Origin of the sequence: Micromonospora sp. C51, from assembly GCF_018070435.1 — a bacterium.
Lineage (GTDB): Bacteria > Actinomycetota > Actinomycetes > Mycobacteriales > Micromonosporaceae > Micromonospora > Micromonospora sediminimaris.
In genome coordinates this window covers 25,718-45,375 of sequence record NZ_JAGPXQ010000045.1, presented here as the reverse complement: position 1 = coordinate 45,375, position 19,658 = coordinate 25,718, and the positions used below count along the sequence as shown (strand labels likewise).

General features: G+C 69.8%; 18 protein-coding genes. 12 read left to right on the top strand and 6 right to left on the bottom strand.

All coding sequences use genetic code 11. The features are described from left to right. Positions 1 to 115 precede the first annotated feature (115 nt). The 5 genes from KBX50_RS28160 to KBX50_RS28135 are packed head-to-tail and all read right to left on the bottom strand — an operon-like array spanning position 116 to position 4,179. Entirely contained in the window at positions 116 to 904 is a 789-nt protein-coding gene (locus tag KBX50_RS28160; RefSeq protein ID WP_210940868.1) for an endonuclease/exonuclease/phosphatase family protein, read from the bottom strand. Next, the gene (gene tmk, locus KBX50_RS28155; protein ID WP_210940866.1) at positions 889 to 1,524 is read right to left on the bottom strand and encodes a dTMP kinase; all 636 of its coding nucleotides are present in this window, start codon (positions 1,522 to 1,524) and stop codon (positions 889 to 891) included. The genes KBX50_RS28160 and tmk overlap by 16 nt, the downstream gene beginning before the upstream one ends. Beyond that, positions 1,521 to 2,624 carry a radical SAM/SPASM domain-containing protein gene (locus tag KBX50_RS33065; protein ID WP_307871097.1) on the bottom strand — a complete coding sequence of 368 codons (1,104 nt, stop codon included), beginning with the start codon at positions 2,622 to 2,624 and terminating at the stop codon, positions 1,521 to 1,523. The genes tmk and KBX50_RS33065 overlap by 4 nt, the downstream gene beginning before the upstream one ends. Further along, the gene (locus KBX50_RS28140) at positions 2,621 to 3,598 is read right to left on the bottom strand and encodes an aminoglycoside phosphotransferase (RefSeq protein ID WP_210940865.1); all 978 of its coding nucleotides are present in this window, start codon (positions 3,596 to 3,598) and stop codon (positions 2,621 to 2,623) included. The genes KBX50_RS33065 and KBX50_RS28140 overlap by 4 nt, the downstream gene beginning before the upstream one ends. Continuing rightward, the gene (locus KBX50_RS28135) at positions 3,595 to 4,179 is read right to left on the bottom strand and encodes a metal-dependent phosphohydrolase (protein ID WP_210940864.1); all 585 of its coding nucleotides are present in this window, start codon (positions 4,177 to 4,179) and stop codon (positions 3,595 to 3,597) included. Before KBX50_RS28135 ends, KBX50_RS28140 begins: the two co-directional genes overlap by 4 nt. Before the next feature lie 36 nt (positions 4,180 to 4,215). Between KBX50_RS28135 and KBX50_RS28130 the strand changes: the two genes are divergently transcribed. After that, positions 4,216 to 4,662, top strand: coding sequence for a hypothetical protein (locus tag KBX50_RS28130; RefSeq protein ID WP_210940863.1), 447 nt, complete (start codon positions 4,216 to 4,218; stop codon positions 4,660 to 4,662). Here KBX50_RS28130 and KBX50_RS28125 read toward each other — a convergent pair. Next, positions 4,652 to 5,257 carry a hypothetical protein gene (locus KBX50_RS28125; protein ID WP_210940862.1) on the bottom strand — a complete coding sequence of 202 codons (606 nt, stop codon included), beginning with the start codon at positions 5,255 to 5,257 and terminating at the stop codon, positions 4,652 to 4,654. The two genes, KBX50_RS28130 and KBX50_RS28125, sit on opposite strands and share 11 nt — an antisense overlap. Before the next feature lie 926 nt (positions 5,258 to 6,183). Here KBX50_RS28125 and KBX50_RS28120 point away from each other — a divergent pair. The 11 genes from KBX50_RS28120 to KBX50_RS33450 all read left to right on the top strand — a co-directional run bounded on the left by KBX50_RS28120 (position 6,184) and on the right by KBX50_RS33450 (position 19,437). Continuing rightward, positions 6,184 to 6,459, top strand: a complete 276-nt coding sequence (locus KBX50_RS28120; RefSeq protein WP_210940861.1) for a hypothetical protein — start codon at positions 6,184 to 6,186, stop codon at positions 6,457 to 6,459. After that, a complete protein-coding gene (locus KBX50_RS28115; RefSeq protein ID WP_210940860.1) occupies positions 6,456 to 6,689 on the top strand; it encodes a hypothetical protein in 234 nt (77 codons plus the stop codon). The genes KBX50_RS28120 and KBX50_RS28115 overlap by 4 nt, the downstream gene beginning before the upstream one ends. Next, a complete protein-coding gene (locus KBX50_RS28110; RefSeq protein ID WP_210940858.1) occupies positions 6,686 to 7,435 on the top strand; it encodes a GPP34 family phosphoprotein in 750 nt (249 codons plus the stop codon). Before KBX50_RS28115 ends, KBX50_RS28110 begins: the two co-directional genes overlap by 4 nt. Positions 7,436 to 7,479: 44 nt before the next feature. Then, positions 7,480 to 8,973: an APC family permease gene (locus tag KBX50_RS28105; RefSeq protein WP_210940856.1), complete on the top strand. Its 1,494-nt coding sequence runs from the start codon at positions 7,480 to 7,482 to the stop codon at positions 8,971 to 8,973. 13 nt (positions 8,974 to 8,986) lie between these two features. Further along, a complete protein-coding gene (locus tag KBX50_RS28100; protein WP_210940853.1) occupies positions 8,987 to 9,646 on the top strand; it encodes a GNAT family N-acetyltransferase in 660 nt (219 codons plus the stop codon). A gap of 161 nt (positions 9,647 to 9,807) precedes the next feature. Continuing rightward, complete coding sequence (locus tag KBX50_RS28095; protein WP_210940851.1) at positions 9,808 to 10,266, top strand: GNAT family N-acetyltransferase; 459 nt, start codon at positions 9,808 to 9,810, stop codon at positions 10,264 to 10,266. 551 nt (positions 10,267 to 10,817) lie between these two features. Beyond that, positions 10,818 to 11,318, top strand: coding sequence for a hypothetical protein (locus KBX50_RS28090; protein ID WP_210940849.1), 501 nt, complete (start codon positions 10,818 to 10,820; stop codon positions 11,316 to 11,318). 810 nt (positions 11,319 to 12,128) lie between these two features. Further along, positions 12,129 to 12,959, top strand: a complete 831-nt coding sequence (locus tag KBX50_RS28085) for a formyltransferase family protein (RefSeq protein ID WP_210940847.1) — start codon at positions 12,129 to 12,131, stop codon at positions 12,957 to 12,959. Between the two features lie 21 nt (positions 12,960 to 12,980). After that, positions 12,981 to 15,371 carry a tetratricopeptide repeat protein gene (locus KBX50_RS28080; RefSeq protein ID WP_210940845.1) on the top strand — a complete coding sequence of 797 codons (2,391 nt, stop codon included), beginning with the start codon at positions 12,981 to 12,983 and terminating at the stop codon, positions 15,369 to 15,371. A gap of 226 nt (positions 15,372 to 15,597) precedes the next feature. Next, on the top strand, positions 15,598 to 17,475 hold the full coding sequence (locus KBX50_RS28075; protein ID WP_210940844.1) for an Hsp70 family protein: 1,878 nt from the start codon (positions 15,598 to 15,600) through the stop codon (positions 17,473 to 17,475). A gap of 30 nt (positions 17,476 to 17,505) precedes the next feature. Next, the gene (locus tag KBX50_RS33450) at positions 17,506 to 19,437 is read left to right on the top strand and encodes a BTAD domain-containing putative transcriptional regulator (RefSeq protein ID WP_282101667.1); all 1,932 of its coding nucleotides are present in this window, start codon (positions 17,506 to 17,508) and stop codon (positions 19,435 to 19,437) included. Positions 19,438 to 19,658 lie beyond the last annotated feature (221 nt).

The following is a 19,658-nucleotide window of genomic DNA, read 5'->3' as shown; positions in this document are numbered from 1 at the left end:
GCCGCCGTCGGCTGCGGAAGCTGAACAGCGTTCTTCTTGTCTGCCATGACGTGGTCCTTCCCGGACAGGATCAACGTCCTGTCCAACGGACCACACCCAGGTCAAACACGGAAATCTACGCAGTCCCCGTTGCGAGTGCGGCACCGCGCCTGACGGTAGCTGGGACGTCGATGTCGACGCTGTGCGCGGCGTGGTCAGTGAGGCCATCTAGGCGGGGTTGGTGCAGATAGGCGGCGGCAGCCAAGTGGGGCAGCAGCCCAGGGCCCGTATGGAGGTAGTCGAAGCGGTATCCGCTGCCGCCGCGGCCGATCCAGCTGTGGGCTTGTACGTCGGGGTGCAGGCTCTGGTGGATGTCGGCGAGTCCGAGGTCGCCGAGGGTGTCGAGGAACTCGTATTCGAAGGTGAGGAAGCCGGGGTAGCGGGGTTGGTGGTCGCGGCTGATGACGTTGTAGTCCCCGCCCACGACGAGATGAGCCCGGTGGGCGGCAGCCATCGTGGCCAGGGTGTTGTGGACGGTGGTGAGGAAGGCGCGTTTCTTGGCGACCTTGGTGGGTGCACGGTTGCTGGAGGGCACATACAGGCCGAGCACGGTGACGGTGGGGTCGGTGTCGAGGGTGATGGCGGGGGCGCGGCCGGGCAGGCTGATTCCGGCGGTGAGGTGTGGGGCTGGTCGGCTCGGGACGCGGGTGGCGATGGCGCAGCCGCGGTCGCCGTCGGGTGAGGGCTGGTGGGTAACGGTGAGGCCGGCGGCGCGCAGTTCGGCGAGTAGGTGTCGGGTGCCGGGGCCGTTGCTGGTCTCGGTCAGGATGATCACGTCGTCGTCGCGGGCCAGGAGCCAGGTGAGCAGGCGCTGCGCGCGGGCTGGCGCGGCGGCTTGCACGTTGATCGTCAGGATGGACAGCACGGTTGCTGGGCCTCGCTGGTCAGGGGCAGGTCGGCGGGTAGGAGGCCGAGGATAGTGGTCACGACCTGGTCGGGGGTGAGCCTGTTGCAGGCGACGGTGTGTTGGCGCCATTGCTGCCGGTGTAGGTGTCGGGCCGCGTCGCGGTAGTGGGCGAGTTCTTGTTCGGGCGAGCCGGCGCGTTCGAGGCGGGTCAGGTGCGGTCGGGCGTCGAGTCGGGCGCGGATGACGTCGGGGTCGTCTTCGAGGTAGATGACGGTGGCGGGGAGGACGTACCGGTTGTAGGACCAGATCTCGGCGAGGTCGAGGCCGTCGACGCGTTGCAGGACCAGTGAGGAGGCGACGTATCGGTCGGTGACGACGTGGAAGCCGTCGTCGAGGCGGGGGATGATCTCGTTCTCGATGTGCGCGACCCGGTCGGCGGCGAGGGCGAGAGCGAGTGCTTTGCCGTGGAGGAAGTCTTCCTGCCGTCGCAGGAGTTGGCCCAGCGGCGTGCGGGTGGGCTCCGCGGTCAGGTGCACGCCGGCGGGGCCGAGGTCGGCGAGGCGGTCGGCCAGGAGGCGCGCGATGGTGCTCTTGCCGGCTCCGTTGGGGCCTTCGATGGCGATGAACAGGCTGATCACTCCTCGGCGACGGCGAGCGGTAGGAGGCGCCGGCCGTGCGGGGCGGTGACCGGGCACTGGTCGGCGTCGATGTCGCCGATGCGTCCGCCGGCCGCGACGACGGCTGCGGGGCAGCCTTTGCCGCACTGCCCGCCGAGCGTGCAGGAGCCGCAGGTCGGATTCCCGCCGGGCTGGTAGCGGGTGTGGAAGTCGTGGCCGTCGAGGTTGGCGGTGATGTCCGCGGCGAGGATGTTGCCGGCCAGGAACTCGGCGTCGCGGTGCGGGGAGGCCGGTGTGCGGGCGGCGAAGACGAGGTAGGGGCAGATCGCGACCTGCCCGTCGACGAAGACGTAGATCAGTTTGCCGGCGTCGCAGCCGCCCAGCGGCAACTCGTCGTTGGGGAAGCGGATATGGACGAGGTCGAGCTGGTCGGCGAAGCGGTCGGTCACCGCGCGGATGGCGTTCATCGTCGCCGCGGTGGCGGCCAGCCGTGCGCGGCTTTTCACCCCTCGTCCGAAGGACGACAGCGGGTTCATCAACACGTACTCGGCGCCGACCTGCACGCCGAAGGCACACAGGTCCGCGAACTCCTCCGGCACGGTCAGCGCGTTGGGCGTCGACAGGAGCCCTTTGAGTAGGCCGGCCTGGGCGAGCTTGCGGGTGGTGGCGAGTGTGGTGGCGAACGACGACCGGTCGCCGCGGAACGTGCCGTGGCTTTCGGGGCGGAATCCGTCGAAGGACACGTTGATGTGGACGTTGCCCAGCGCGGTCAGGGCGGCGATGTGATCGTCGGTGGTCTGCGTCGCGTTCGTGCAGATGCCCACGGGCAGCCCTCGGTCGGCCACGACCTGGCACATGGCGATCAGGTCGGGGTGGACGAACGGTTCCCCGCCGGTGAGCGTGATGCGTTGCACCCGGGCGTCGAGCAGCCGGGGCAGGACCCGGGTGGTGAAGTTCTCCAGCGTCAGGTCGCAGCCTTGGGCGGTGGAGGAGACGAAGCAGTGGGCGCAGTGCAGGTTGCACCGCTCGGTGATCTGCACGAGTGCTTTGCGGCCGTCCCCGCCTACTGAGGTGCGGAAGTAGCAGGACGAGGCGTGGGTGTCGACGATGAGACGTTTCACGATGAGCTTCCCGCTTCCAGCGGTAGAGGGGCGGCGCTGGCAGGTGGTGCTGCGCCGAGCAGTTGTGCGGCCCCGTGGAGCTGCCGGAGCATGACCTGGCTGTGACGGCGGTCGGTGTCGGGCCGGTGGTGGCCGGCGGCGGCGGTGGTCAGGAACCACCAGGCCGCCCAGACCCGGTGCCAGCCCAGCGCCCACCGCGCGGCGGGAAGGCCGCCCCGGTCGGCTTCCGCGCCTGGGTGCCCGCCTGCGGCTACGTAGGCGCGGATGAGTCGGGTGAGCAGTCGGGGTTCGGGTGGTGTGCGGGTGCCGAACCAGGTCGCCAGGTCGAGCAGGCCCGGTCCGGTGAACGCTTTGGCCCAGTCGACGAGGTGGCATCCGGCCCGGGTGACGTGCAGCGAGCTGCGGTGGAACTCGCCGTGGCACAGCCCGAACGGTGGCCGTTCGGCGCCGTCGGCCCGGCGGTGTGCGACGGCGGCCAGCCGCTGCAGCGACTCCTCGATCGGCCTGGAGTCGGGGAAGCGTTCCTGCCGGCGCAGCGCGTCAAGGGCGTCGAGTGCCTGTCCGGGCAGCCGCGCCAGGCCCGCCTGGTCGAACGTTGGTAGCCCGGTGATGCCGGCAACGGTGTGGACCCAGCGGGCCGCGGCGGCGGCCTCCGCCGCGGTCGCTGCCCGGACCGGGGCGCCGAGGTCGTCCATCAGCATGCCCAGCGTCTGAGGGCGCATCGCGTAACCGTGGAGCACCGGAACGGCGGCTTCCCGGTCGTTGAGCGCCCGCAGCACGGTCGCCTCGCCGGTGAACGGCGCGACGGCAACCTTGCAGACCACGCTGCTGCCGTCCGCGAAGATCAGCCGTTCCACGGTGGACAGCTCCCACTGCCCGATGCCCTGCCGCCCGGTCGGTACCCGTCTGGCGGCGGTGAGCAGGTCACATCGCAGCTGCGCGACGAGGTGCTCGTCGAGCCTGCCGGCGTTCACCGTAGCCCCGATGCGGCGATGGCGGTGGCCTGTTCGAGCCGGGCGAGGACGGCGTGCAGATGCGCCGACATGCTGGCCGGCACCCGCGGATGCGCCGCCTGCTGGAAGGCCCGGAAGTGCGGCAGCAGCCCGCACAGCACCGGCCGCCGGGCGAAGAAGCCGGTCACATCCCCGGTGGTTCGTGCCCGCCGCAGCAGCGAGGTCAGCGCGACGATCTTATCGGCGGTGGAGGCGAGCAGCACCGGCTGGTCACCGACACGGATGGGCGGGTCGGGTTCGTCGAGGGCGGAATGTTCGGCCTGCAGTGCGGCGATGATCCGCGCCACCTCGGGCCCGTACCCGGTGGTGAGGACCTGGTACACGTCCATTGTGGTCGGAGCGAGGTCCGGTGCGTCGTGCAGCAGCGCCGCCGCGATCACCTCTCGTGGCGGCGCGGGCACGTGCTCACCGATGGTCACCGCGACCCGGACCGCGTGGACCAGGGCCGGCCGGTCATCGATGGTGTGCCCCGCACACCATGCCCTGGCGTCACGAAGGGCGCGGTCGATGACGGCAGGACGGGGAGAGGATAAGACCGTCATACCCTGATACCTCCTGATTGCCGTACGATCGGCGGCATGTCCGGGCCGCTTCCGCACTGGTGTGAGCAGACCTGCGTCGTGTGTCCCGCTCAGCAGCTCGGACCGGGCCAGTTCGACGTGGTCGACCGGCCCGGACCCGAGTTCGCCTACCGCCCCGACCTCGGCTGGCGGGCCACCGGCGACGGGGTCGCCGTGTGCGTCCACCCCTTCCGGGTGGGCCTTCCCGCCGGCCGGTACGCCTCGGCCGGGGAACCGGTCCCCGACCAGGCGCCCCGGCCGGCGCCGACACCGGCGGCCCTGCAACTGCCCGCCGACCTGGTGGATCTGGAAGGCTGGCTCGTCGCCGTCCTGCGCGACGCACCCCCCGAGCAGATCTTCACCGCAGTCGCCCGCGCGGAACGGCTGGCCGGCGAGCGGTTCGATCCGAAACGGGTGGTGGCGGCCATGCGGCGAGTGCTGTCCGTGGAGCTGGCTAACCGCTGACCCCGACAGCGACCAGCTCCGGCTGGTCGAAGTCGAAATCGTGGCTACGCCCGTCGCGTCCGAGACCGGCCGCCTGGTAGCGGGTGTTGAGCAGGTCCAGGCGGCGGGTCACCTCGGCCGAGTCCAGCCAGTACCGCAGCGGCTGCTCACCCCACCCCGCAGCGGCGTAGTAGGCGTCGGTGACACACCCACGGGTGTAGGTGAACTCCTCCAACTCCGTCGCGTGGGGAAAGACCACTGCCAGGTCGGACTGCATCCGCGTCATCAGCGTGAACTGCGCCAGCACCGCGTGGATCATCTCGTCCACCGGCGCCGGCACCAGCAACTCGGCGGCCCGCTCGTCGCCACCGGACAACTCGAACACCGCCGCCTTGAGCGCCAGCACCCGCAGCGCCTCCTCCAGCAACGGCCCGGCGTCACGCTCCAACGACCAGCGGCTGATCGCCGGGTAACCGGTGAACGTGGCCCAACAGGTGGAGTACTTCATCGACGAGCTGTGCAACCGGTCGTAGGCCGGGTGGACGCGCATCCGGTCGAGGATCTCCGCGGCGACACGGCCGACCTCGACGACCTGCGGCATCGATGAACTGGTCATGGTGCATCCCTCCCAAAGGGGCAGTGGACACCGGGAGACCCGCGCGCCGGAATGCGGCGGCGGTCCCTCACCGCCCGTCGAACCCATGCGGGTGGTGACAAAGCAATCAGAAACTGTCGTCACCGATGTCGATAAGAGACACCGTTGACCTCCGACAATCCGCCGACATTTCGCCGTGAACGTCGTTCCGCGCTAATCCCCGGACCGGGATTGTTGCCGGAATGTCGGAACCCGCCGGCAGGTCTGGCCGACATAGATCGGTCTCGTCTTTAGTCGTCTCGTTGGCACGCGATCCTGCCAGCCGGCAGCCTGTCGAGCCGGGTGCACCACGGCTTCCTCATTCCGCCGTGTCATGGGTCGTTGACCGTGCGATCTGAAGGGTTCTGCTGTGCGTGTTGCCCGGAGACTGGCGTTGTGGCCGGCCATTCCGCTATCCGCGACCATGCTCTTCGCCGCGTGGGGTGTGACCTCGACGGGACGCCAGGCGACAGCCACCGATCGGCTGCCATCGCCGGCGGCAATCTCGTCGGCTGTCGGTGACGTGCTCCATCAGCTTGATCAGAAGCGTCAGGTCGCGGCGGCGGCGGTGGTCTCGGATGCCGGGCGGCTTGTTGGACGCTTTCTCAAGCAGGGCGCCGTTCCGACAGCGCGAGCCGGCCACGCATCTCACACAGAAAGGTGATGGCAGTGCGCGTCAAATGGTTCGTCCCTGCTGACGGCGAGCACCCGTTCAGGCCCTTCGGCATTGACTGCGAGGATGCAGCCACGCGCTTCGCCAGCTGTGGCGAAGCGACGCCTCGCCACCAGGATGAAAACACCGCACTGCCCCCTGGCACCCTCGATCGGCGTCGGCCGTGCGGGGCAAACTCCAGTCGCCCTGCCCTGGACTCCCACCCTCGACATCGAGGGCGTCGAAGGACGCGGCCATGAACCGCAGCCCACAGCCCCTGCCCGACATCACCCCGGGCACCCTGCTCCAACTCGAGGCGAACGACTGGTCCTACGGCCGTGACCTCACCCCCGGGACTCCCGTGGCCGTCACCGTGGCCGCGATTCGCGACCTGCCGAACCGCAGCGACGAGTGGATCTGGATCCTCGGCCACCGTCCCGAGTGCGACTACCCGCACGTTGACCGGCACCCGCCATGCATGGAGGTGCGGGTCACCGTGGCCGCACTACACCGCCGGAATTCTGGTTCATGACCAGCACCGACGACGGTGACCGCGCCGTCGATCGCTTCGAGGCGGCGCGCAACACGGTGCTCCAGCATCGCGACGGCGGCACCTGCCTCCACTGCCAGACCGGTGGATGCGGGCAACACGCCTGGGCGATCGGGGAACTCGCCCACCACCCCGGCGGCCTAAAGCTCCTCCGGCAGCTCGGGTTTTCCATCCCCTCTGACGAATCGACCGAGGAAGGTCAGCCGCGGTGAACACCCCACCCTCCGGCGCATCCAACGACCACGCACCCCACCTGTACGAACACCCGGCACCAATAGAACCGGCCCGGCCGGTGCGCGCCGTTGGCAGCGCAGCCGCCCACACCACCACGCGTCTTGCCGACGAGTTCTTCTACCTGGCCCACGATGACCAGACCGGACGTCCGCGTCTGTTCGAGTCGGCAACGGCGTACGGCTTGGCCGCCGCGCTGCTGGCGGAGCTGTACCGGGAGGGTCGGGTCACCTTCGAGGGCCGCCATGTGCGGGTGATCAACACGGTCCCACCGAAGGACTGGCTGCAACATCTCGTCCTGGATCGGCTGGTGGCCGAGCCGCGTCACACCGCGACCCGAACGTGGTTGGCGTTCCTCGCCACCACCGCCTACGAGCAGGTGATCACCCGGATGTGGCAGCTCGGGCTGCTGCGGCCGGAGCAGGTCGGCCGGCTGTGGCGCCAGCGCACCGTCTACGTCCCCACCGACGTGAACACGGCCGCCTGGTCCTGGGCTCGCCTGTCCTTCCAACTGCGCAACTACCAGCCGCTCAACGCCTTCGACCAAGTCCTCGCGGGCCTGGCGCTACACACGCAGCTCGATCCGATTCTGCTCGACGGCACACCGCTTGCCGTCCGCGCGTTCCTGCGTCACCAGGTCGACCAGGCGCACCCGCCGTTGCGCGACCTTCTTGCCGACCTCGGTGCCGTCGTCGGCGGCGCCGTGCTGAGCCACCGCACCTCCTGACTGGCCACCTTCCTATCCATCCCCTCATTGCTGAGAGAGAGCCGATGTCCCACTCGAAGCCCGACACCGTGTCCGCCGTCCTCGCCAGAGGCCGGCTCGGTATCCCGTCGGTGGTGTTCTTCGTCATCGCCGCCGCCGCACCCCTCACCGTCATCGCCGGTGGCGCGACCACCGGGTACGCGGTCACCGGCGTCACCGGCATCCCCGTCGCCTACCTCCTGGTCGCGGCCGTGTTGACGTTGTTCGCGGTCGGCTACGTGGCCATGTCCCGCCGCATCGTCAACGCGGGCGCCTTCTACACCTACGTCACCCGAGGACTCGGCCGCCCCACCGGCGTTGGCGCCGCGATGGTCGCCCTGCTCGCCTACAACGCAATGCAGATCGGCCTGTACGGCGGCGCGGGCGCGGTCACCGCCGCATTCCTCAACGACCGGTACGGCTGGCAGCTCACCTGGTGGATCTGCGCCCTCGCCGTCTGGGCCATCGTCACGGTGCTCGGGGTCGCGCGCATCGACCTCAACGGCCGCGTCCTCGCCGTCGTCCTGATCGCCGAATGCGCCGTCGCGTTGACCTTCGACGCCATCATGCTCACCCACCCCGCCGACGGGACCGTCAGCTTCGACACCCTCGCCCCGACTCACCTGGTCGCCGCCGGCATCGGCGCCGCCCTGGTCACCGCGATCACCGGGTTCGTCGGCTTCGAAGGCACCGTCGTGTTCTCCGAGGAGACCAACGACCCGCACCGCACGATCGCACGCGCCACCTACATCGCCGTGACCGTGACCGGCCTGCTGTACGGGCTGTCCGCGTGGGCGATGTCGGTGGCCACCGGCCCCGACCGCATCGTGGAGGCGGCCCGCACCGACGGCACCGACCTCATCTTCAACCTCGTGTCGCCCTACCTGAGCCAGAGTGTCATCACCGTCGCCCGGGTCCTGTTCATCACCTCCCTGTTCGCCGCGCTGCTGTCGTTTCACCACACCGTCGCCCGATACCTGTTCGCCCTCGGCCGCGAACGGGTGCTCCCGGCCGTGTTCGGCCGGACCAGCCGCCGCACCGGCGCACCGAAGGTCGGCTCCCTCGTCCAGAGTGCGCTCGCTTTCTGCGTGCTGGTCGGCTACGCGCTCGCGGGGGCGGATCCGATCGTGCACCTGTTCTTCTGGATCACCGTCACCGGCGGCCTCGGCGTGCTCATCCTGATGACCGCCACCTCCGCCGCCGTCATCGGCTTCTTCACCCGCACCACCCACGCAGAAGGAGCGTGGCGGTCGGTGATCGCGCCGGGGATGGCCTCGGTGGCGCTCGGCGGGATCCTCACCGTCACCCTGCGGGAGTTCGCCACCCTCCTCGGCGTGGCACCGGACTCGCCGCTGCGCTGGGCTTTCCCCGCCGCGTACGCCGTCGCCGCGCTGCTCGGTATCGCCTGGGCGCTGATCCTGCGCACCACCCGCCCCGATGTGTACGCGGCGATCGGCTTGGGCGCGGACAGCGACACCGGACCCCTACGCGCCCCTGACCTCGCCCGCCAACCTGCCTGACCAGAGGGAAGCTGTGACCGCAACCAACACGAATCTGCTCGTCCGCCCTGCCACCGAGGCTGACGCCGGACCGCTGATCGGAGTCCTCGCTGAGGCGTTCCACGACGGCGCCGTCGCCGACTGGCTGGTCCCCGACCCGACCGACCGCCGAACCGTCTACTACCGGTACTTCACCGACGCCTTCCATCACGGCCTGACGCACGGGCATGTCTACACGACGGGCGATCAGACGGCGGTGGCGATCTGGTACCCCCGTCTCGAACGCACCTCGACCGATACCCGGGAACGGCTGGAGTCGCTGGAGCACATCGCGGGCGTGTACGCGCCGAAGTTCGTGCTGCTGGAGGAAATGTTCGACGCCTTCCACCCCGACGACCCACACCACTACCTCGCCTACCTCGCCGTCGACCCCACCCGACAGAACCGCGGTCTCGGCGCCGCCCTGCTCGCCGACCATCACCGTCGCCTCGACGACCTTGGCCTGCCGGCGTACCTGGAAGCCACCACCATGCGCAACCGGCGGCTCTACCTACGCCACGGCTACACCGCCGGCCCCACCATCGTGCTCCCCACCGGCGGGCCCATCATCTGGCGAATGTGGCGCGGCACCCCCACCAGCAGCGGCGGCCGGACCCCCTTTCCGCGCACCCTGCCACGTCGGCGGCCCCTGTGACCGCCCCCGCCGTGACCGCGCCACCCATCCGGCCCGCGCAGCCCGGCGACGTCGCCACCATCGCCGCGCTGCTCACCGACGCCGTGGCCACCAACCCAGTAGCGCAATGACTCGTCCCCGACCCGGCCGGGCGGCAACACATCTTCCACGCCCTGCTCGCCATGGAAATCGACCACGCCGTCGAATGGGGGCACGTCGATATCACGGTCGACATGACCGCCGTCGCCGTCTGGCGCCACCACCCCGCACCGCAGGCGCCACCGCTGTCCGACTACCACCTGAGCACCTTCACCGGCCGACACCTAACCCACTTCCAGCACCTCCACACCCTGGTCCGCCGATACCGCACCGCCGCCGCACACCACTGGCTGACCTGGCTGCACGTCACCCCCCACGCCCGCCACCACGGCATCGGTCAGGCGCTGCTCGCCCACCACCACCGGCGAGTCGACCAGCTCGGCTACCCGGTCGACACCATCGCCACCACCACCACGGTCCGAAACCACCTGACCAGACACGGCTACCACGCAGGCACCCCGCTGCACCTCATCGACGGTCCACAGCTGTGGCCCCTACGCCGCGCCGGCCGACCGGCCCCGCTCACCACGGTGACCGGCTGAACCGCCACCTCGACAACCGGACCCCGAGGGCTGCCTCAACGGCGCGGCAGCCCTCGGGTCCGCACCAACCCAATGGGGCAGGGCGTCCGCGGTGCGCGGTGGCGGACAGGCTGGCAAACTGGCGATGCAGGCGCCCGTCACCGCCGACCTCGTCGTACCGCTACTCGGGTCCAAAATCCCCGGCGCAGGGCTACGCTCAGCAGTCCGGCAGCTCCTGCGGCGACGCATTCGGCAAGGCCGGAACATCGGCGCACCTTCATGGCCCTCACTCAGGGGATGCGGGACAACGTTGCCGGTCAGCGGCTCATCGCCGTCTGTCGGCGTACGGGGTCCGCTACAGAGTCAGGTACGCGCCGACCTACGGTATCCGCAGACCCACTCCCATTCGCCCTGCCGCGTGCGGGCCGCCCTGCCGCCGGGCGACCCCACCCGTCTCCGCTCGGCTTTCAGCGATCCGACCAAAACGAATAGAGCGGCCGGCCGGGGGCCGTGCGTACGCGAGGCTTGGGCGTGATCAGCTTTGCGGGGGAGGAGTAGCCAGGCATCCGGCGGTGACCTTCCTGCCGTACCTGTGTGTGACGTTCTACTATGGAACGGGCACGGACATCACAAGTTATCGATTGATGCGCCGCTGTCGCCACGGATCGGTCTCGGCTGTGGAGGTAAAGATGGACCTCGTGTCAGCTACTGTCCTAGCGGCGCTGGCGAGCGGTGCAGGTGGTGAGATGGGCCGGCAGGCCTGGGCGGCTCTCACATCGTTGGTGCGCAGTCGGCGTCGCTCTACCGACAGCGGGGATTTGTCAGCCCTGCCGACGGGGGAGCAGGAGCTGGACGAGCTTGAGGCGGCGCCTGCGGACTCGGGGGCTGCCGCCCGATTGGCTGCGGTGCTGCGCCGCCGCGCCGAAGCTGACGACGAGTTCGCCGCCGATCTGACGAAGCTGCTGGCCCCGGTTACGTCAGACTCCGCGCAGGTGAACAACCTCATCAGTGGCACAGTCTCAGGTACTGCCATCCAAGGCCGAGACTTTCACGGGCCGATAACGTTCACCTGACCAGCATGTTCGGTGGCGCGAATAGTGGGCCAGTAATGGCTGGGCAGGCCTCGAGCTGAGGTGCTAAGGCATGACCGGGGAGCGCACAACGCGCCTCGCTGCCGATCCGGCGCTCAATCAGCCAGCGCGCGACCCGATCCGGCTCCTCCGCTGCTGGCGAACCTCGCCCCATCCGGACTGCGGGGGTGCGCTAGATGTACCCGTCCATAAGGGTAACGACACGGACCAATCGACATTGATACCGCGATACGTCGATCGCGGTGACCTATGTTTGGTTGCTGCGCTGCTGATACGCCGCCGTAGCGCCCAGGAGGAGGTCAGGTGAGATCTTCACGGCCGTTTCTCCTGGTAGGACGTTCGTCAACTCACCCTCGGTGGCATCGTCCAACCGGAGGCCCTGAACCACGATATCGCCGTCTTCGGCAATGTAGATGGTGGGACAACTGCTGGACGACTCGCCATACAACAGCCTTAGCTTCATCAATCGCCCCTGCTGCGCTCGTCGTTGCCTTCAACCGTGTGCGAGATGGCCAGTATCCGGTACATCACGCTATGTAGTCAAGGCTTAGGGTGTTCACGTTGGTCGATCAAGGGTGGCTCTGACCTGCGGTAACACCAGTCGCCGGCGCAACTCGCCGCCGGCGAGAGTCCTCAGCCGCCGCACCTGCGCGAGACTCATTTGGCTTCACACGCGACAACCAAATCAGTGCCACCACTTCTGCCAGCACACGTGCATCGGCTGTAGGTAAAGCGTTAAGTTTGACGACCACAGGTGTCGACCTCTGATCGATCGGACATGCCATGACGCGCATGCGTGTGGCCTACGCTGGCCATGACTTCTTCTCATCCTGCCTGGAGCTATTGGCGCAGCGTGCCGACCTCGATCTCGTCGTGATTTTCAGCGACGGCCCCGGGGGCCAACCCACCGACAATGTCCGCGCAATCGCAGCCGCCCAGAACACGCCCGTCCGGAGTGGACGGTGGTCGACCGAGCAGATCGACGCCTTCAACACTCTGGACATTGACCTGCTGGTCTGTGCGGCGTACATGTACCGCATTCCGGTCGAACGCCTTGATGTCAGCTATGCGGTCAATGTCCATCCAACCCTGTTGCCCTATGGCCGCGGCCCCAACCCGCTGGCCTACCTCACGTTCGAACATCCCGACCTCAACGGGATCACCATTCACGAGATGACCCCCGAGCTCGACCAAGGGCCCATCCTGCTCCAGGAGCCCTTCGACCGCGACACCGACGACGGTTTCGACGAGACGTTCCTCAAACTCTGGGCGTACGCGCCCCGCGCACTACAACGCCTCATCGACGACATCGATCACTATTTCCAACACAAGCGTGACCAAGGCGCCGGATCGTACTGGCCCGAACCACCCGAGGCTGAACGCACCCTGCACGCCGCCACCGCCACCGTCGCCGACGCCCAGCGTCTGCAGGCGCGATTCGGTCACCTCGGCTTCGTGCTATATCCGGCCGACGCGCCGCCCCTGCAGGTACGCAGCCTGACAGCATCACGCTGCCAGCATCAGTACCCACCCGGCCGCCTCGCCGCGAAACTGCACCACGGTTGGATCGTCGCGGTCTCCGACGGTCTCGTGCACATCCACCCCGCGCAGCCACGAACCTGAAGCGCAAGGGAGGACATCGCCGTGCACGACACACCACCCGAGCCATCCGAGCAGACCCGATCAGTGCTCTACGGCGCCGCCCGCGACGTCGTGCAGGCCCGCCACGTCAGCGGCGGAGTCCACTTCCACAGCGCACCATCCGCAGGACCCACCCCACGCCTGCTCCCACCCGGCGTACCCGACTTCGTCAACCGCACCGACGACCTGCAACACCTCACCGCCGCGCTGGCCGCCACCACTGACGCACGCACACCCAGCGCCATCGTCGTCATCGCCGGCACCGCCGGCGTCGGTAAGACCTCCCTCGCCCTGCACTGGGCACACCAGGTCCGCGACCAGTTCCCCCACGGCCAGCTCTACGCCAACCTGCGCGGTTACGACCCCGGCCAACCCGCACGGCCACACGACATCCTCGAACGGTTCCTCCGCGCGCTCGGTGTACCCCACGACGACATTCCCGCCGACACCGACACCCGCACCGACCTCTACCGCTCCCTGCTGGCAGAACGCCGCGTCCTCATCGTCTTGGACAACGCCGCGACCGTGACCGACCTACGGCCCCTCCTGCCGGGCACCGGCGAATGTCTGACCCTCATCACCAGCCGCAGCAGACTGTCCGCACTCGTCGCCCGCGACGGCGCACGCCGCCTCACCCTCGATGTCCTCGCCGACCCCGACGCCGTGACACTGCTGCAGATCACCACCGACGGCTACCGCCGCGGCGACGACCCGCAGGAGCTCACCGAACTTGCCCGACTCTGCGCCCGGCTCCCACTGGCCCTGCGCATCGCCGCCGAACGCGCCTCCCGCTATCCCCAGCACACCCTCAGCGACCTGATCCAAGACCTCCGCGACGAATCCGGCCTCTGGGAACTGCTCGCCACCGGCGACGACGACGAAACCAGCCGCGTCCGCAGCGTATTCGCCTGGTCCTACCAGGCACTGCCCGCCGACGCCGCAGGCCTGTTCCGCCTGCTCGGCCTGCACCCGGGCGCCGACTTCTGCACCAACGCCGCCGCAGCCCTGGCGGCGCAGAGCCCCAACCGCACCCGCAGCATCCTCGACGTCCTCGTCGGCGCCCACCTGATCGAGCAACAAGCCCGCGACCGGTACCAGTTCCACGACCTGCTGCGCGCCTACGCCGCAGACCAGGTACAGCACGACGAACCCGCCGAATCCCGCACCAGGGCACTGCTGCGAGTCATCTCCTGGTACCTGCACAGCGCCGACAACGCCATCGCCGCCAGCGACTACGGCCGCCGACGCTTCGAGCTGGAAGCACTACCCGATGGCGTGACTGCGGCATCGTTCACCACCCACGAAGACGCCCTCACCTGGTACGAGGCAGAACGGAGCAACCTCGTCGCCGCCACCCGCGCCGCCCACACCGCAGGCCTGCACCAGCACGCATGGCAGCTACCCGCCCTCCTGCACCACATCTACAACTTCCGCCATCCCTTCCACGAATGGTTCACCACCACCGAGATCGGACTCGCCTCCGCCCGCGCCATCAACGACCGACGAGCCGAAGCGCTCCTTCTCCACAGTCTCGGCAAGGCATACACCCAGGCCAACCGCCACCACGAAGGCCTCGAACACCTCCGGCAAGCCATCGCCCTGCACGAGCACACCGCAGACCCGGCCGACGAAGCCGAAACCCTGTGCGGCGCCGGCCTGGCCTGCCTACGCCTACGCCGCCTCGACGAAGCCCTCGAACTGCTTCACCGAGCCCTCACCATCGCCCGGCACCTCCGCGACCGCCATCAGGAAGCCTTCGCAACCCACCTGATCGGCTGGGCCCTTCTCGAACTCGACCAACCGGCCGAGGCCCTACAGCACAGCCAGACCGCAGCCGAGACAATGCGCCAACTCGGCAACCGCGCATCGGAAATAGACGTCCTCGTCAAACAATGCGACATCCTGCGCCAACTCGGCCGTCTCGACGAGGCCCGCACCGTCGCGCAGCACACATTGACCGTCGCCTCCGACACCGACGACCCCGTCATCACCGCCGCCGCCTACATCGAGCTGGGCAGGATCCACCAGGACCTCCACGAACCAGAAGAAGCCCTCGCCGCCTACCAACGCGCCACCGTCCTCCAACGCCGCCTCGGCAACCGGGGTCGCGAAGCCACCGCACTCGACGCCACCGGACTGGCCTACCACCAACTCGGCCGGTACGCCGAAGCCGCCGAGTTCCACCTCCACGCCGCAACGATGCAGCGTGAACTCGCCGACCCCTGGCTGCAGGCGATCGCGATGACCCACCTCGGCGACGCTCTCCACGCCGCCGGCCGCACACCAGAGGCCACCGAGTCCTGGAACGACGCACACCACCTGCTGCGCCCATTCGACGACCCCGCCGCCCGAAAACTCCGCAACCACATCTCCACCGCGATGAAGACCAGCTGAACAAGCCGTCCCGCCGCTGCTCGGCACCTCACCCTGCACCCGTGCTCGCACAGCAACGCCTACACGGCGCGCCGGCGACCGCACGCACCATCACGCCTACGTGCAGCTCATCCCGGCGACGCCCCAGAATCCACCGGCCCATCCAGCCCGGGGCAGACCAGCCCGACCACTGCTGACTGTAGTTACGGCATGACGTGAATGTGATCCTCATGTTTGACTGTCGGGTATGCGAGCGGGGCAGGCGCGGCTGGCGATCGATTGTGGAAGCGCCACGACGACCGCGGTCCTTGCCTGGCCGGACGGATCCTGGTCACCGCTGCTGTTCGACGGCGAACCCGGGCTGCCCAGCGCCGTGCTCGTCGCTGGCGATGGGTCGGTGGTAACGGGGCAGCGGGCGTGGCAGGCGGCCACCGCCGATCCGCAGCGGTTCATACCCCGCCCCCGGCGCCCCGCCGACGAGCAGATGAGCGTCGCCGACATGCAGGTCGCACCCGCGGACCTGGTGGCGGCAACCCTGCGGCGAGTCATGGATGAGGCCCGGGCGGTGGCCGGCGGGCCGGTGGAGGACGTGCGGCTGGTCGTGCCGGCGGGGTGGGGGCCGCGCAGGCGGACGTGGCTGCGGCAGGCCGCCCACCGCGCCGGCTTGCCGCAGCCACGCCTGGTGGAGGCGCCGGTGGCGGTCGCCTCGCACGTGCTCGCCGGGGGTGTGCAGCTGCCGGTGGGGTCGGTGGTGGTGGTGTGTGATCTGGGCGGCGGCGCTGAGGTGAGTGTGCTGCGGCGGAGCCCGGTCGGTTTCGAGGTGCTGTCCACGCTCGCCGACAGCGACGCCGGCGGCGATGCCATCGACGCCGGGTTGACGGCCGCGGTGGCTCCCGCCGGGATGCCGGCGGGGGACGGGTGGGCGCTGACGGCGAGCCTCCGCAGCGCGAAGCACGCCCTGGCGGGGCATCCGGCGGTCACGGTGCCCATGCCGTCGGGATCGGCGGTGGTGCTCAACCACATGGTGGTGGAGCAGGCCGCCCGCCCGGCACTGACCCGGGCGGCGGGGCTCGTGCGGGAGGCGGTCGACGCCGCCGAGGTGGACCCGACCACCGTCGCCGGGCTGTGGTGTGTAGGCGGCACGGCGCAGATGCCGCTGGTCGCCGATGTCATGGCGGCCGAGACCGGGCTGAGGCCGATGTTGGTGCCGGATCCGCTGCTCGCGGCGGCCCGTGGCGCGGCCGACGCCGGCGGCCTGGCCACCGACCAGAGCACGCCGGCGGTGGGGGAGCCGCTGCCGACGTTGTGGCGGGCGGTCGCGGTCGCGGTGCCGGGGTTCGCCTCGCTGGCGCTGGTGTCGCACGCGCTGCTCACCGCGGAATGGCACTCGGGGCTGGTGAGGCCGTGGGCGTTCATGAACTGGGGTGAGGTGGCGATGGCGTCGGTGTTCGCCGTGATCGCCTGCCTGGCCGCCGGCACCGTTCTCGGTTCGACGCTGGCGACGCGTACCGACAGTGGGGTGCCGCTGTCGCCGGCCGCGCAGGTCGCCACCGGCATCCTCACCTCCGCGTGGCTCGGTGTCGCCGTCGTGGGCATGTACGCGGTGGTGGGTTCCCAGTACATCGGCACCGAACTGGGGGCGTTCCTGCGCTGGACCGTGCTGCCGGTCGCGCCGATCCTGCTGGTGGCGATGGTGCTGGCGCTGATCGCGTTCCGTCAGTGGCGTACCCCGCGGGGCGGCTGGTCGGAGTTCCTCGCGTTTCCTGTCTCGTCGACGTTGACGGCCACGGTGGGGATGGTCCTGGTTCAGTGGTCGCTGCCCGCGACCTATTCGCCCGGCATGGAGGTGTGGCTGGGGCTCGGGAGTCGCGTCGGTGGTCTGCTGATCGGGGTGGGGGTGATCACCGCGTTGGTGTCCGGGTGGTGGTTGCGGCTGGTGATGGGTGTCCCGTTCGCGATCCTCACCGCGACCCTGGTCGGCCGGTACAACACCGGGACGGTGGCCGGCCTCTACGTCGTGGCCGTCACGGTGTGGTGGCTGGCTCGCCTGTGGACCCGCATCCTCTACACGGCGCCCAGCCAGCCCCGCCGCAACCTTGTCCCACCCGGCCCACCACGTTCGTGACGCGCATCGCCGGTAGGGGGTGAGGAGAGAATGCGGTGGCCGCGGCACGTCGCGTCGCTGCTGCTGACGGTCGTGCTGCTGACCGGCCCGCCGATCCTGCTGGTCCGGATGGTGGGCTGGCCGTCGGTCGACTCGCCGCGGGTGGCGTGGTGGCAGTGGGTCCGTGACCCGTTGACCGAGCAGAACCTGATTCTGCTGCTGGTGGGGCTGGCCTGGCTGCTGTGGGCCTTCGTCGCCTACCTCGTCACGGCCACGACCGCGACCCGGGTGTGGGCCGGCGTGCGGTGGCTACGCCGCCTCCCGCTGCCCACCCCGTGGCAGGCCACCGCCACCGGCATGGCCGGCGCCGCCGCCCTGACCATCGCCACCCCGACCACCCCCACCCCCGACGCCAGCCACCAGGGGACAACCACCACCACTGGCACCGACCACGACAGGTTTGAGCAGGCCGACACGGCTGACGGGGTCGCCGTGCCGGGCGGATGGCTGCCCTACGACGTCGCCGAGCAGGTGAGCGCCGCGGCCGGGCTGGTGTGGCTGCGACGCCGCCGCGCCTACCGCCCCACCCGACCACACCCCCACACCGAGGACGCGCAGGACCTGGCGCCGCTCCCGGCCACCGTCGCCGTCATCCAAGCCGCCACCGGCAGCCGACCCACACCACCGGCGCCCGCCCCGGCCGCCGGGCTACCGCAGGTCGGATTCCCACCCACCGGGGTCGGGCTGACCGGCCCGGGAGCGCTGGACGCCGCCCGCGGACTGCTGATCACCGCACTCCTCTCCGCCATGCGGCAGAACACGGTGGAGCTGGTGATCACCCGCCGCGCCGTGGATATGCTGCTCGGACCGGCCGCCCCGCACCTGCGGCCCGCGGCAGGGCTGCGGATCGTCGACACCGCCGCGCACGCCACGACCCTGCCGGCCGACGACACGCCAGCCCTGTCACACGGCACCGAAGGCGGCCGGCGGGTGCTGATCCTCGACGAACCGCCCCCGAGCAGCCTCGCCACCAGCAGGGCGACGACAGTCGCGCTCACGGCATGGCCGCACGCGACGACGTGGCACGTCGAGACCGACGGCCACACCCACCCCTCCGACACCGCAACCGCCGGCCCGCGGGTATGTGTGCTCGACGCCGTCGCCACCACGGACCTGCTCACCGTCACCGGCCACCTCCACCCGCCGACACCCGCCACGCCCACACAGCCCCACCCGCAGGTGCAGGTGCCGCGCCCCACAGCCCCACACCACGACACCATCCGCCCCGACAAGCGGATGCGAGTGCGAGTCCTGGGTGAACCGGCACTGCTCGTCGACGGCACGGCCCTGACGGTGCGGCGCACCGCCGCCCGGCAGGCCCTGATCTTCCTCGCCGTGCACCCCGACGGAGTCGACAGCCATCTCATGGCCGAAGCCCTCTGGCCCGGACTACCCGGCCAGCGGCTCACCGGACGCCTCTACACCACCCTCAGCGAACTCCGCACCGCCGCGCGCACCACCGGCCTGCCCATCATCGACCGCACGGGCGACCGCTACCGTCTGCACCCCGACCACGTCGACGTCGACCTGTGGCACTTCCACCGTGCGGTCGACCGCGCCGCCGCCACCCTCACCGACCACACCACCGCCTGGCAGGCCGTCGTCGACGCCTACACCGGCGACCTCGCCGCCGGACACACCTGGGCATGGCTCGATCCGCACCGCGAATCCATCCGCCGCCATGTCCTCGACGCCTACGCCGCCCTCGCCGCCGCCGCACCTGATCCCCGCCAGGCACTGGCCTACCTACAGGACGGCATCCGCGTCGACCCGTACAACGCCGACCTGCACCACCGCGCCGCCAGCATCCTCGCCAGCCTGGGTGAGCACATCGCCGCCGCCGACCTGACCGACCGGTACACGCGACGACTCGCCACCGCCGGTCTCACTCCCGAAGGCACGCTCATACGCGGCAGCACCTGACCGCCAGATCGATCCCGCACCGCAATACCGTCCCGAATGGCACCTCGCCGGGCCTCAACCGACCGACCGGGCGCGGTGAAAGCAGATAGGGCGGCTGCCGGCGCGGTCGCCGCATCACGGTGCTCGGGCCCGTTGTCAGCAACCGCGACCGCCCCTCAGCGGCGAGGCCCATATAGGCGGCACCGGGTCTGACCTGCGGTTGTAAGGTTGTGTTAGACGGT